This is a genomic window from uncultured Serinicoccus sp. (genome assembly GCF_947500995.1).
Taxonomy (GTDB): domain Bacteria; phylum Actinomycetota; class Actinomycetes; order Actinomycetales; family Dermatophilaceae; genus Ornithinicoccus.
In genome coordinates this window covers 305,304-317,827 of the sequence record NZ_CANMUA010000001.1, presented here as the reverse complement: position 1 = coordinate 317,827, position 12,524 = coordinate 305,304, and the positions used below count along the sequence as shown (strand labels likewise).

13 protein-coding genes are annotated in these 12,524 nt (G+C 74.4%); 5 read left to right on the top strand and 8 right to left on the bottom strand.

The window, feature by feature from the left end:
• Nucleotides 1-81: 81 nt before the first annotated feature.
• A complete protein-coding gene (locus tag Q0967_RS01345) occupies nt 82-837 on the top strand; it encodes a hypothetical protein (RefSeq protein ID WP_298747329.1) in 756 nt (251 codons plus the stop codon).
• A gap of 136 nt (nt 838-973) precedes the next feature.
• On the opposite strand, the gene Q0967_RS01340 is transcribed toward Q0967_RS01345, so the two are convergent.
• Genes Q0967_RS01340 through Q0967_RS01330 form a run of 3 tightly spaced genes read right to left on the bottom strand, consistent with a single transcriptional unit; the run spans nt 974 to nt 3,872 of the window.
• The gene (locus tag Q0967_RS01340; RefSeq protein WP_298747331.1) at nt 974-1,621 is read right to left on the bottom strand and encodes an LUD domain-containing protein; all 648 of its coding nucleotides are present in this window, start codon (nt 1,619-1,621) and stop codon (nt 974-976) included.
• On the bottom strand, nt 1,618-3,102 hold the full coding sequence (locus tag Q0967_RS01335; protein ID WP_298747334.1) for a LutB/LldF family L-lactate oxidation iron-sulfur protein: 1,485 nt from the start codon (nt 3,100-3,102) through the stop codon (nt 1,618-1,620). Before Q0967_RS01335 ends, Q0967_RS01340 begins: the two co-directional genes overlap by 4 nt.
• Entirely contained in the window at nt 3,099-3,872 is a 774-nt protein-coding gene (locus Q0967_RS01330) for a (Fe-S)-binding protein (RefSeq protein WP_298747337.1), read from the bottom strand. Before Q0967_RS01330 ends, Q0967_RS01335 begins: the two co-directional genes overlap by 4 nt.
• Nucleotides 3,873-3,967: 95 nt before the next feature.
• Between Q0967_RS01330 and Q0967_RS01325 the strand changes: the two genes are divergently transcribed.
• Both Q0967_RS01325 and Q0967_RS01320 read left to right on the top strand, forming a co-directional pair.
• Nucleotides 3,968-4,453 (top strand): thioesterase family protein, encoded by a 486-nt coding sequence (locus Q0967_RS01325; protein ID WP_298747340.1) that lies wholly within the window; start codon nt 3,968-3,970, stop codon nt 4,451-4,453.
• Complete coding sequence (locus Q0967_RS01320; protein WP_298747342.1) at nt 4,450-5,106, top strand: hypothetical protein; 657 nt, start codon at nt 4,450-4,452, stop codon at nt 5,104-5,106. The genes Q0967_RS01325 and Q0967_RS01320 overlap by 4 nt, the downstream gene beginning before the upstream one ends.
• A gap of 57 nt (nt 5,107-5,163) precedes the next feature.
• On the opposite strand, the gene Q0967_RS01315 is transcribed toward Q0967_RS01320, so the two are convergent.
• A complete protein-coding gene (locus tag Q0967_RS01315) occupies nt 5,164-5,841 on the bottom strand; it encodes a winged helix-turn-helix domain-containing protein (RefSeq protein ID WP_363321975.1) in 678 nt (225 codons plus the stop codon).
• A gap of 59 nt (nt 5,842-5,900) precedes the next feature.
• Here Q0967_RS01315 and Q0967_RS01310 point away from each other — a divergent pair, with 59 nt between their 5' ends.
• Together Q0967_RS01310 and Q0967_RS01305 are read left to right on the top strand one after the other, a co-directional pair.
• Nucleotides 5,901-7,184 carry an MFS transporter gene (locus tag Q0967_RS01310; protein ID WP_298747345.1) on the top strand — a complete coding sequence of 428 codons (1,284 nt, stop codon included), beginning with the start codon at nt 5,901-5,903 and terminating at the stop codon, nt 7,182-7,184.
• A gap of 73 nt (nt 7,185-7,257) precedes the next feature.
• Nucleotides 7,258-8,565 (top strand): hemolysin family protein, encoded by a 1,308-nt coding sequence (locus Q0967_RS01305; protein WP_298747348.1) that lies wholly within the window; start codon nt 7,258-7,260, stop codon nt 8,563-8,565.
• 54 nt (nt 8,566-8,619) lie between these two features.
• Here the strand turns inward: Q0967_RS01305 and Q0967_RS01300 are convergent, their stop codons facing one another.
• The 4 genes from Q0967_RS01300 to Q0967_RS01285 form a co-directional block, all read right to left on the bottom strand.
• Nucleotides 8,620-9,495 carry a hypothetical protein gene (locus Q0967_RS01300; RefSeq protein ID WP_298747352.1) on the bottom strand — a complete coding sequence of 292 codons (876 nt, stop codon included), beginning with the start codon at nt 9,493-9,495 and terminating at the stop codon, nt 8,620-8,622.
• Entirely contained in the window at nt 9,492-10,022 is a 531-nt protein-coding gene (locus Q0967_RS01295) for a SigE family RNA polymerase sigma factor (RefSeq protein ID WP_298747355.1), read from the bottom strand. Before Q0967_RS01295 ends, Q0967_RS01300 begins: the two co-directional genes overlap by 4 nt.
• Nucleotides 10,023-10,106: 84 nt before the next feature.
• Complete coding sequence (locus Q0967_RS01290; RefSeq protein ID WP_298747357.1) at nt 10,107-10,793, bottom strand: aspartate/glutamate racemase family protein; 687 nt, start codon at nt 10,791-10,793, stop codon at nt 10,107-10,109.
• 20 nt (nt 10,794-10,813) lie between these two features.
• Nucleotides 10,814-12,490, bottom strand: coding sequence for an alpha-amylase family glycosyl hydrolase (locus Q0967_RS01285; RefSeq protein WP_298748184.1), 1,677 nt, complete (start codon nt 12,488-12,490; stop codon nt 10,814-10,816).
• Nucleotides 12,491-12,524: the final 34 nt, after the last annotated feature.

Here is a 12,524-nt window from a genome sequence, read left to right as displayed (position 1 = left end):
CTCACGCTACGCGCGGGGTGCGCGGCCGGTCGCCGCGGCCCGCACCCAGGTCCGGGTCAGCCGCGCTTGGGACCATGAGGTATGCCGCAGCGCCCGACCCCCGCGTCCGCTCGCGGCGGGTCGCGACGTGGGGTCGTCGTCGTGCTCGTCCTCCTCGCCGCCCTGGTGGGCGCGGTGCTGGCGCGGCCGTTCATGCGGTCGGTCGGTGACTGGGTGGGCGAGGTGGCGGCACCGTGCGGGGTCGTGGTCGACGGGCAGCGGGTGCCGCTGGACCGGGACCAGGCGCGGGCGGCCACCGCGGAGGCGGCCCGCTCGCTGGGTGGGCCGGGTGCGGGCGACCGGGCCGCGGTGTCGGAGCTGCCCGAGGGGGTCGTCCAGGCCGTGCTCGCTGCGCGCGCCGACACGGCGCTGACCTGCCGGGTGCCGGTGGCCGAGCCGGCCGTCGAGGCGGAGACGGGGTCCGGCCTCACCCCGAGGGCGCAGGCGGTGCTCGACGCGGTGCGCACCGAGGTGGGTGACCTGCCCGTCGGGGGGTTCGCCCCGGGCGGTGTGGACTCCGGGCACGGCGAGGAGTCCACGCACTACGAGGGCCGGGCGGTGGACTACTTCTTCCGGCCGGTGACCGAGGACCACCTCGACGACGGGTGGGTGCTGAGCCAGTGGCTGGTGGCCCACGCCGACGAGCTGACGGTGCAGTACGTCATCTTCGACGACCACTACTGGGGCGTGCGCGGGTCCGCGCGGGGCTGGCAGGACTACCGGGCGCCGGGCGGCTCGGACGACCCGGTCCTGCGCCACCGCGACCACGTCCACGTCGACGTGCTGCGCGGGGAGTGACCGGGCGGGGCAGGCATACCCGGTGGTCCCGCGACCTGAGCAGAGAAAGACGCCCGAAGCAGGCCCTGTACCCCTGCCTGAGGAGCTCTTCTCTGCTCAGGTTCTGTCACACGGGGCGCGTGGGGCGTGCGGTGGCTCAGCCGACGACGATGACGTCGAGGGTGCGCGGGCCGTGCACGCCCTCCACGCGGTCCAGCTCGATGTCGCTGGTGGCGCTCGGACCACTGACCCAGGTCAGCGGGCGCGCGGGGTCGAGCAGCGCCACCGCGTCGGGCACGTCGTGCACGACCTGGTCGGCGCGGACGACGCAGACGTGCTGGTCGGGCACGAGGGTGAGGGCGCGCCGGCCCTGGTCGGGAGCGTGGTCCAGGACGATGGTGCCGGTCGTGGCGACGGCCACGCGGGCCGCGGTGACCACGGCGTCGATCCCGTCCAGCTCCTGCGCGGTGAGCGGGCCGCCGTCCTCGCCCTCGTCGGTCCGCAGCCGGAGACCGGCGTCCCGCGCCCGCGCCACCCAGGAGGTGTCGAGGCCGGGCGGGACGAGGACGGTATGCGCCCGCGCCCGCACCAGCGCTGCCGCCACCTCGGCCCCGACCTGCTCCGGCGTGCACCGCACGACGCTGGCGCGGTAGTCGGCCACGGTCGCGACGAACAGGTCCAGCGTGGCCTGCGCGGACTCGCCCGTCGCGGCGATGACCGGGACGGGTCCGCGGTCCCCGGGCCGCGACGTGACGTCACCGGTCGCGGCGCGCAGGCGCCCCAGGATCTCCTCGCGGCTGCTCACGGCGTCTCCTCGGAGGTGTGCGGTGCGTCGTCACCGTGCGTACGCGCCCACCACTGCCGGAAGGTCTCGGTGGGCGGGCTGGGGACGTCGCGGGCCTGGGTCCAGGCACCGAGGCCCGGCAGCGAGCGGATGGTCCGGCCACCGAGCAGCCGGCCCCCCAGGGTCACGGCCCGTTGGGCCGCCTCCAGCCGCCGGTGGTCGCCGAACATCCAGGCGGCGGCCTTCATCGACGCCGCCTCGGCCGACCGCCCGGAGGCCTCGTCGACGACCTGGGTGCGCAGCCGCACGAGGAGCGAGGGGATGTCGATGCGCACCGGGCAGGCCTCGAAGCAGGCCCCGCACAGGCTGCTGGCGTAGGGCAGGCTCCGGTCGACCTCCGAGGAGGTGCCGCGCAGCAGCGGGTTGAGCACGGCACCGATCGGGCCGGGGTAGACCGAGCCGTAGGCGTGCCCGCCCGTCCGCTCGTAGACCGGGCACACGTTGAGGCAGGCCGAGCAGCGGATGCACCGCAGCGCCTCCCGCCCGGCCTCGTCGGCCAGCACCCGGCTGCGGCCGCTGTCGAGCAGCACGACGTGGACCTCCTGGGGCCCGTCACCGGGGGTCACGCCGGTCCACATCGAGGTGTAGGGGTTCATCCGCTCGCCGGTGCTGGATCGCGGCAGGAGCTGCAGCATGGTGGCCAGGTCGGCGAAGGTCGGCAGCACCTTCTCGATCCCGACCACGGTGATGAGCGTCTCGGGGAGGGTGAGGCACATGCGCCCGTTGCCCTCGGACTCCACGACCACCAGCGTCCCGGTGTCGGCGACGGCGAAGTTGGCCCCGGTGACCGCGACCCGGGCGCGCAGGAACTTCTCCCGCAGGTGCAGCCGTGCCGCCTCCGCCAGCCGCTCCGGCTCGTCGGTGAGGTCGGCCGGTGCGGCCCGCCCCACCGTGCCCATGCGACGCGCGAAGATCTCCCGGATCTCGGCCCGGTTGCGGTGGATGGCCGGCACGAGGATGTGGCTCGGGCGGTCCTCGCCCAGCTGCACGATGAGCTCGGCGAGGTCGGTCTCCCAGGCCGCGATGCCGGCCGCCTCGAGCGTCTCGTTGAGCTCGATCTCCTGGGTGGCCATGGACTTGACCTTGACCACCTCGTCGGCCCCCTTCGCCCGGGCCAGGTCGACGACGACCCGGTTGGCCTCGGCGGCGTCCCGGGCCCAGTGCACGGTCGCGCCGCGGGCGGTGAGCGCGGCCTCCAGCTGCTCGAGGTAGTCGGGCAGGTGGTGCAGGGCCTCGTCCTTGGCCGCGGCCCCGGCCAGCCGCAGATCCTCCCACCCCTCGACCTCCCCGACGGCGGCCGCCCGCTTGGCCCGGATCGTCGCCGTCGCGTGGGCCAGGTTGCGCCGCTGCTGGGTGTCGGCGAGGGCGACCTTCGCCGAGCGCTGGAACGACGGCATACCGAGGAAGGTGGGAGAGGTGTCCTGCACCGGGAGGTCGGTCATGACGGCACCTCCTGCGTCGAGGCGAGCACCTGCGCCAGGTGCACCGTGCGGACCCCGGAGCGCTGCCGGTCCAGCACCCCGCCGATGTGCGCGAGGCAGGAGTTGTCGCCGGCCACCACGACCTCCGCCCCGGTCTCCCGCACGTGCCGCGCCTTGTCCGCGCCCATGGCGATCGAGGTGTCGGCGTTCTTCATGGCGAAGGTGCCCCCGAAGCCGCAGCACTCCTGCGCGGAGGGCAGGTCCACGAGGTCGATGCCGCGGACCGCGCGCAGCAGCCGCAGCGGCTTGTCGCCGACCCCGAGCATCCGCAGGCTGTGGCAGGTCGGGTGGTAGGTCACCCGGTGGGGGTAGTAGGCGCCGACGTCGGTGACGCCGAGGACGTCCACGAGCAGCTCCGAGAGCTCCAGCACCCGCGGCGCGAGCGAGCGCACCTCGCGCTCCAGCCCGGCGTCCCCGGCCCGGCGGGCCAGCACGGCGTGCTGCTCGCGGACCGACCCGACGCACGAGCCGCTCGGTGAGACCACGTGGTCCGCGCCGGCGAAGACGTCGACGAAGCGGCGCACCAGGGGGGTGGCCTCGTCGGCGTACCCGGTGTTGGTGAACATCTGCCCGCAGCACGTCTGCTCCCGCGGGAAGACGACCCGGCAGCCCAGCCGCTCCAGCAGGGTGACGACCGCCCTCGGCGCCTGCGGCCACATCGTGTCGTTGAAGCAGGTCGCGAAGAGCGCCACCGTCGGGCGCGCCACCCACGGCTCGGCCGACCCGGTCACGGTGCCTCCTCCGCTCTGCGGTGCTGGTGCTGCTCCCAACCTATCGTTGCGGCCGCCCGTCGCGTCGGTGACGCGACGGCAGACACAATGGCGCCATGAGCACCTCCCTGCCCGACGTCCCCGAGGTCGCCTCGACCTTCGACATCACCGTGCGCTGGTCCGACCTCGACGCCTACGCGCACGTCAACAACGTCCAGTACCTCCGGCTCTTCGAGGAGGCGCGCGTCTACGCCTTCAAGGCGTGGTTCGGGCAGGGCCGCGACCTCATCGACGAGGGCATGCTCGTGGTGTCGCAGGCCATCGACTACCTGCTGCCCATGTCCTTCGCGTATGCACCGGCGCGCGTGGCGGTGTGGTGCGGCGGCGTCGGCGGCGCCTCCTTCGAGCTGGGGTATGCCGTCGCCGGCCCGGTCGGCGACGACACCGTGTATGCCCGTGGTCGGGTCAGCCTCGTCGCCTACGACCTGCGCGAGCAGCGGCCGCGGCGTCTGGGGGCCGAGGAGCGCGAGGCGCTCGCCGCGGTCACCGGGCCGGCGCCCGTGCTGCGCGGGGACGCCGGGCGGGGCCGGGTGGCCCGGTGACCGGGCCGCGGAGCCTGTCGCTGGCGGACGGCGAGTCGGTCGCGGACCTGGCCACCCTGGTGCGCCGGGCGGCACGGCTCGACGAGGACGGGGCGATCCGGCTGCAGGCGGCCGGCGGCGTCCTCGCGGCGTGGGTCTGCGTCCTGCCCGGTGCCGGGCTCCTGCGCAGCGGGCTGACCCTGGGGCTGCGGACCATGGCGCTGGCGCCGGGTGGCGAGCCGCTGGACGTCACCGTGCCGCTGGCCGGGCTGACCGACCGCTTCGCGCGGCGGGCCGCCACCGGCGACAGCTCGACGACGCTGCCCGTCCCCCCGACCACCCTCGCCCCGCCGTGGGCCGCTCAGTCCCCGCCGCGCGGGGGCTGGGAGCCGCGCGGCGGCATACCGTCCGAGCAGCTGGTCGCGGCCGCGCGTGCGGGGATCGCCGAGGTGGCCACCGGCGCCCCGGAGGGGTCCGGCGCCGCGGCGGTCGAGGCGCTGCGGGCGCGGGTCTGGGAGCGGCCTGTCGAGGGCACCGAGGTGCCGGCCGCGGCGGGCCTCGCCGTCCACGCCCTCGGCTTCCTGCGGCCGGGGGAGAAGCAGGTGGCCGTCCACCGCAACGGTTCGTGGCTGCGGGTCTCCACCGCCGTCGGGCACGTGGTGCTGCGCGTCTGAGGGACCGTCCGGGCGGCGCGGACGTCGTCCGCGGCGTCGCGCGGTGGTGAGGTCGCGTCACCAGCCCTGGGCGCCGGCGCCCTCCGGATCGTCCCGGTCCCCGGGCGCCGACCCGGGCCGGGCGCTCGTGTCCGGGTGCAGGGCGAGGAAGAGCGACCACGGCTCGGCGGAGGGGTCGCGTCCTCGGCCGTGGAACTCCTCGACCAGCTCGCCGAGCCGGGTCCGGAACTCCTCCAGCTCCTCCGGCGGCAGCCGCAGCCCGAGCCGGGTCATGGTGACGTCGGCGCGGTCCGCGGGCACCTGGGCCATCTCGGCGACGAAAGCCTCGAGCATGCCCCTGGACGTGACGGGGGTGCGGGCGCACCACGAGCGGCCGGTGGCGCGGTAGGGGATCTCGCGGGCACCGCGGCGGCCGCGGCGGGGCTCCAGCGCCTCGAGGAAACCGGTGTCGACGAGTGTGCGCACGTGGTGCAGGACCGTCGCCGGGTTGAGGTCCAGGGCAGCGGCGAGCTCGCGGTTGGTCATCGGCTCGTCGAGGGCCAGGCGCAGGATGCGCAGCCGCACCCCCGAGGCCAGCGCCCTCGCCTCGGCGTCGCTGGCCTCGAACCCGCCGTCGTGCGGGTCGGGCGCAGCGACGGGCCCCCGAGGCGCCAGGGGCTGGTGGCTCGGTGCGGGGCCACCGGGGGTGGCGCCCACGTCGGGACGGAACGCCGTGGGGGACGGGTCGGGCTGCATACCCTCCAGTCTGGCAAAGTGATTGACAGAACTCAATCACTTGTCGCAGGATCGTTCCCGTGACCACCCCACGACCCGCCAGCCTCTGGCGCCACCACGACTTCCGTCAGCTCTGGATGGGCGACACGGTGTCGGTCTTCGGCGCGCAGTTCGTCGGGTTCGCGATGCCGCTCATGGCCGTGCAGCTGCTGGGGGCCGACGCCTTCCAGATGGGGTTGCTCGCGACGCTGGAGTCGCTGGCCTTCCTCCTCATCGGGCTCCCGGCAGGGGCCTGGGTGGACCGCTGGCGCAAGAAGACCGTGCTCGTCCTCGGCGACGTCGGGCGCGCGCTGCTGCTGCTCACCCTGCCGGCCGCCTGGCTGCTCGACGTCCTGACGATGGGCCAGCTCTACGTCGTCGCCGTGGGGGTCGGGGTCATCACGGTCTTCTTCGACGTGGCCAACCAGTCCTACCTGCCCGAGCTCGTCGAGGGCGAGCAGATCTCCGACGGCAACGGCAAGCTGCAGGCCAGCCAGCAGACCGCCATGGTGGTCGGTCCCGCGGCGGCCGCCGCCATGGTGCGGCTGCTCGGATCCCCGCTGACCATCGCGGTCACCAGCCTGTGCATGGGGCTGTCCTCGCTCTTCGTCAGCCGCATCCGGCACCAGGAGCAGGCGCCCGACCCGGCGGCCCGCCGTCCGCTGGTCACCGAGATCCGCGAAGGGCTGTCCTTCGTGCTCGGTCACCCGCTCCTGCGGCGCATCGTGGCGTGCACCGGCCTGAGCAACCTCGCCTCCTCGGGGGTCTTCGCCCTCTTCGTGCTGTATGCCCTCACCACCCTCGACCTCGCCGAGACCACGCTGGGCCTGGTCCTGTCCCTCGGGGCGGTCGGCGGGCTGCTCGGTGCGGTCACCTCCGGATGGTTCGGCCGGTGGGTGGGCGAGGGCCGCGCCATCCCCATCGCCGCCGTGCTCTCCGGCCTGGCGATGCTCACCGTGCCGCTGGCCTCGGTCCTGCCGGCGGTGCCCACGCTGCTGGTCGGCAACCTGCTCATCTCCTGGGGCGTCGTGGTCTACAACATCGCTCAGGTCAGCTTCCGCCAGCGGCTGTGCCCCAAGCCGCTGCTGGGCCGGATGAACGCCTCGATCCGCTTCCTCGTCTGGGGGCCCATGCCCATCGGGGCCTTCCTCGGTGGCGTGGCCGGCCAGCAGCTCGGCCTGGTGCCGACCCTCTGGGGCCTGGCCACGCTGTCCGTCCTCGCGGCGCTGCCGGTCCTGCTCTCCCCGCTCGTCCGCATGCGCGAGCTGCCCCGCGAGCTCGACGCGCTGGCCGACGGCGCTGACCGGGCTCCCGCGGCGGACTGACGACGGCGTCGCGGTGACGACGGCGTGGCGGTGACGACGCCGCCGCGGGGGAGGACCGGCATACCCTGACCGCATGGACGCCGCCCTCCTGACCAACATCGCGCTGGTCCTGCTCTTCGTCCTCGTCGGCGGCGTCTTCGCCGCCACCGAGATGGCCATCGTGTCGCTGCGGCCCTCCCAGGTCGACGAGATCGAGCGCTCCGGGCCCCGGGGCAGGCGCATCGCCGCGCTCGTCCGCGACCCCAACACCTTCCTCTCCGCGGTGCAGGTCGGCGTCACCGTGGCCGGCTTCTTCTCCTCCGCGTTCGGCGGCGCGACCATCGCGCCCTCGGTGTCGGGCTGGCTGCAGGGCCTCGGTATGCCGCCCTCCGTCGCCGACCCGGTGGCGCTGGTCGCCATGACGCTGGTCATCGCCTACCTGTCCCTCGTGCTGGGCGAGCTCACCCCCAAGCGCCTGGCGATGCAGCGCTCGGCCGGCTTCACCCGGGCGCTGGCGCCCCCGCTGGGCATCTTCGCGACCCTGCTGCGGCCGGTCATCTTCTTCCTCTCCGCCTCCACCAACCTCATGGTCCGGCTCCTCGGCGGCGACCCGGGCGCGACCAAGGAGGAGATGACGATCGAGGAGCTGCGGCGCACCGTCGAGGACAACCGCGACCTGCGGCCCTACAGCCGCGAGATCCTCTCCGACGTCTTCCGGGCCAGCGAGCGGACCCTGGGTGACGTGCTGCGGCCCCGGCCGGACGTGGAGTTCCTCGCCGCCGACGCCCGCGTCGGGGACGTCCTCGAGGAGGTCCGCACCAGCAGCCACAGCCGCTACCCGGTGACCGGCCGCGGGGTGGACGACGTCCTCGGCTTCGTGCACATCCGCGACCTCCTCACCCTGCCGGACGCCGAGCGCGGGCAGCGGAGGGTCGGCGACCTGACCCGCGAGGTCGTCGCGCTGCCGGTGACCAAGCCGGTGCTCGCGACGCTGGCCCTGCTGCGCGCCGAGCAGCAGCACCTCGCCCTCGTGGTGGACGAGCATGGCGGCACCGAGGGGATCGTCACCATCGAGGACCTCGTCGAGGAGGTGGTGGGGGAGATCTACGACGAGTACGACACCGAGCGGGACCCCGAGGACTCGCTGGTCGTGGCGGGTGGCCGCACCGTCGTCTCCGGCAGCCTCATCGTCGAGGAGCTCGAGGACGTCCTGGGCACGACCCTGCCGCACGGGTCCTACGAGACGGTCGCCGGCCTGGTGCTGGACCGCCTCGGCCGGGTCGCCGAGGAGGGCGACACCGTCGAGGTCGAGGACGTCCGGCTCACGGTGCTCGCCCTGGAGGGGCTGCGGATCACCGAGGTCGAGGTGGCCCGGGAGCCGGGCACCGAGCCGGCGGGCTGAGGGGACCGTCGACCGACACGAGGCGCGCCCTCGGCGACGGCGCGGGTGGTGCGCTCACGGGCCGCCGTCGACCGGGGCCTGGATCTCGTAGGTGCCTCGCAACGTCAGCCCGTCCGAGGCGTACAGCGGCACCCGGAGCGTCTCGCGCTCGACCTGCCGGTAGGCCTCGAGCTCCGCGAGGGTCTCCGGCGGCAGCCCGACGAGCTCCTCGGTGCTCCGCGCGTCCAGGTAGCCGGCCGTCAGGTCCTCCCCCCGCACCTCCACGAGGTCCGGTCGGACCAGCGGGGTGGCGACGCCGTAGGTCTGCCCCCGGGCATTGACGCCGTAGGGGATCTGGTCGACGCTCACCGGCGTGACCGAGAGCTCCCAGGGCGTGGCGCCCGAGACCTGGACCTCGAACGGCTGCCCGGCGTCGGTCAGCGGCACCAGGAACGTGAACGGGAAGGAGTCGAGGTCGGTGGCGCCCACCTCGGCCTCGGCCTGGGGACACCCCGTGGTGGTGCCGTTGAACGGCCACATGAGCGTCGCCTCCTCCTGGCAGGTCACCCTGAGCCGCAGTGCGTCTGTCCCGGCAGGCAGGGGTGGCGCGGGCAGGTCGACCTGCTGGACACCGGTGCCCCGGCGGACCGTCGACTCCCCGGTCGCCTCGGAGCCGAGGATGGTCCCCGGCGAACGGTTGCTGAACTCGGTTCCGGGGCCCTGGTGCTGGTCGGGGCCCGCTGGGGCCGTCGTGCCGCCCGTGTCCAGGGGGAGCAGCTCGGCGGCTCCCCACCCGGCCAGGACGAGGGCCAGTGCAGCACCTGCGGTGACGGCGGCCAACCTGCGTCGGCGACGGACGACCCGGCCCTGGACAGCATCGAACCGGTCCGGTGCGTCGGGGAGGTCGGGCGGCAACGCCTGCAGCTGGTCGCGGATCTGGTCGGTCGTCATGACACCTGCTCCTCCTGCTCGACGACAGCCCGCAGGCTTGCCAGGCCCTTGGCCGTCTGACTCTTGACGGTGCCGTCCGAGCACCCCATCAGGCGGGCGGTCTCGGCGACCGAGAGGTCGTCGAAGTGCCGCAGCACGACGCACTGCCGCTGACGCAGCGGCAGCGTCCGCAGGGCGCTGGCCAGGTCGAGCTGCTCCGGTACCGCGTGCTGCGGGTCGGCGGCACGCGCGACAGCCTGACCGGGGTCGCCCGAGCGAGCGGCGGCTGCGGTCAGGTCCTCGGTCGGCCGCTCGCCGCGCCAGCGGCGGGACCACCAGCTCGCGTTGGTCCGGACCATGACCTTCCGGACGTAGGCCTCGGGGTGCTGGTCGCGGATCCTGGACCAGTGCGGCCAGGTCCGCGCCAGCGCGGTCTGCAGCAGGTCCTCGGCCGTGTGCGGGTCCCCGGTCAGCATCCAGGCCGTGCGCAGCAGGGCCGGCGAGCGCTCGGTCACGAACGCCCGGAACCCCTCCGGTTCTCGCGCCATGGTCTTTCCCTCCGCTCGGGTGCTGTGGAGGGTGAACCGCTTGGGCCTGCGGATCGGTTGCCTCGGCGCAGACACCAGGGGTACCTACAGCGCCGCCTCCAGGGCGGCCTCGACGTGCAGCCGCGTGGTCGGGAAGGTCGGGACGTCGACGTCCTCCGGCCGCAGGAGCAGCTCGATCTCGGTGCAGCCGAGGACGACGCCCTGCGCGCCCCGCTGCACCAGGTCGTCGACGACCCGCCGGTATGCCTCCCGCGACTCCTCGCGCACCACGCCTCGGCACAGCTCGTCGTAGATGACCCGGTGCACCAGCTCGCGGTCGGCAGCGCCGGGGACCAGGACCTCGAGGCCGTGGTCGGCGAGCCGGCCGGTGTAGAAGGACTGCTCCATGGTGAAGGCCGTGCCGAGCAGCCCGACCCGGCCCAGCCCCGCTGCCCGGACCGCCGCCGCGGTGGCGTCGGCCAGGTGCAGCAGCGGTATGCCGAGCGCCGCCTCGACCTCGTCCGCCACCTTGTGCATCGTGTTGGTGCAGAGGAGCACGAGGTCGGCGCCGGCGGCTTCCAGCCCGCTCGCGTGCCGGGCGAGCAGCCGCCCGGCGGCCTCCCAGTCGCCGGCGACCTGCAGGGCCTCCACCTCGGCGAAGTCCAGGGAGGCGAGGACGACGCGCGCGGAGTGCAGGCCGCCGAGCCGCTCGCGGACCCCCTCGTTGAGGAGGCGGTAGTACTCCGCGCTGGACTCCCAGCTCATCCCGCCGAGCAGGCCGATGGTGCGCATGGCCCGACCCTAGCCGCGGGTCAGCCCAGCCAGACCGTGCAGTCCTGGTGCAGCGTGCGTCGCCCGTCGGCGTCGCGGTGCAGGCGACCGCTCGTCACGAGCACCTCCCGCCCCTCGGGCAGCGCCACCGGCTCCTCGCCGAAGTTCGTCAGCACCGTGACCACCGGCCCGTCCTCGCGGGCGTTGGTGAACGCGACGACGCCCTCGGGCAGCGGCATACCCTCCAGGGCGGTGACCCACTCCAGGCCGCCGACGCCGAGGTCGTGCTCGCGGCGCACCTGCAGGAGCCGGCGGTAGAGCTCCAGCGTCGACCCGGCCACGCCCTCCTGGCGGTCCGCCGACAGGGAGCCGTAGAGCAGCGGCTGCGGCAGCCACGTGTCGACGTCGTCCGGCGCACCGAAGCCGAAGGACGGCTCCCCGGCGACCCACGGCAGCGGGACCCGGCAGCCGTCGCGCCCGGTCTCCTCGCCCTGCGTGCGGTGGAAGGCCGGGTCGGCACGGACGTGGTCGGGCAGGGCCGTGTGGTCGGGCAGCCCCAGCTCCTCGCCGTTGTAGAGGTAGGCGGAGCCGGGCAGCGCCAGCATCATCGCGGTCGCCGCCCGCGCGCGCCGCAGCCCCAGGACGGCGTTGGGCTGCGGGTCGCCGGCCGCGATGCCGTTGGGCCGCGGCTGCCCCACCGGCAGCCCGAGCCGTGAGGCGTGGCGGACGACGTCGTGGTTGGACAGGACCCACGTCGTGGGCGCGCCCACCGCCTCGGCCGCCTCGAGCGAGGTCTCGACGATGCGCTGCTGGTCCGCGGCGCGCCACGGGGCCTGCAGGTAGTGGAAGTTGAACGCCTGGTGCATCTCGTCCGGGCGGACGTAGGCCATGGTCCGCTCCTGCGTCGGCAGCCACGCCTCGGCGCACAGGATGCGGTCGCGTTGCGGGTCGCTCTCGGGGTTGTAGGAGTCGAGCACCTGCCGCCAGCCCCGGTAGATCTCGTGCACCTCCGCCTGGTCCCACATCGGGCCGAGGTCGCCGTGCACGACCGGCTCGTCGTCGGCGCCGGCCATGACCGCCCGCGCCTCCCAGTCGGGCAGCGCGGCGTCCTTGACCAGCGAGTGCGCGACGTCGACCCGGAAGCCGTCGACGCCGCGGTCCAGCCAGAAGCGCAGGATGTCGTGGAACTCCTCGACGACCTCGGGGTTGCGCCAGTTGAGGTCGGGCTGCTTGGTGTCGAAGAGGTGGAGGTACCACTGGCCCGGGGTCCCGTCGGGCTCGGTCACCCGGGTCCAGGCGATGCCGCCGAAGATGCTCTTCCAGTTGTTCGGCGGCTCGCTGCCGTCGCCGCGGCCGTCGCGGAAGACGTAGCGCTCGCGCTCGGCGCTGCCGGGGGCGGCGGCGAGCGCCTGCTCGAACCACGCGTGCTCGTCGCTGGTGTGGTTGGGCACGAGGTCGACGATGACCCGGATGCCGAGCTCGTGGGCGCGCTGCAGGAGCGCGTCGGCGTCGTCGAGGGTGCCGAAGACCGGGTCGACGTCGCGGTAGTCCGCCACGTCGTACCCCGCGTCGGCCATGGGGGAGCGGTAGAACGGGCTGATCCAGACCGCGTCCACCCCCAGCCCGGCGAGGTAGGGCAGCCGGGAGGTGATGCCGGGGAGGTCGCCCACCCCGTCGCCGGTCGCGTCGGCGAAGCTGCGGGGGTAGACCTGGTAGATGACGGCGTGGCGCCACCAGGGCGCGTCGTGCGCG

Bases quoted from the DNA above. Each gene is read 5' to 3' on its own strand.
- Q0967_RS01345 (WP_298747329.1), top strand. From the start codon at position 82: ATGCCGCAGCGCCCGACCCCCGCGTCCGCTCGCGGCGGGTCGCGACGT.
- Q0967_RS01290 (WP_298747357.1), bottom strand. From the start codon at position 10,793: ATGCGCACCATCGGCCTGCTCGGCGGGATGAGCTGGGAGTCCAGCGCG.
- Q0967_RS01335 (WP_298747334.1), bottom strand. From the start codon at position 3,102: ATGACCGACCTCCCGGTGCAGGACACCTCTCCCACCTTCCTCGGTATG.
- Q0967_RS01325 (WP_298747340.1), top strand. From the start codon at position 3,968: ATGAGCACCTCCCTGCCCGACGTCCCCGAGGTCGCCTCGACCTTCGAC.
- Q0967_RS01305 (WP_298747348.1), top strand. From the start codon at position 7,258: ATGGACGCCGCCCTCCTGACCAACATCGCGCTGGTCCTGCTCTTCGTC.
- Q0967_RS01315 (WP_363321975.1), bottom strand. From the start codon at position 5,841: ATGCAGCCCGACCCGTCCCCCACGGCGTTCCGTCCCGACGTGGGCGCC.
- Q0967_RS01295 (WP_298747355.1), bottom strand. From the start codon at position 10,022: ATGGCGCGAGAACCGGAGGGGTTCCGGGCGTTCGTGACCGAGCGCTCG.
- Q0967_RS01300 (WP_298747352.1), bottom strand. From the start codon at position 9,495: ATGACGACCGACCAGATCCGCGACCAGCTGCAGGCGTTGCCGCCCGAC.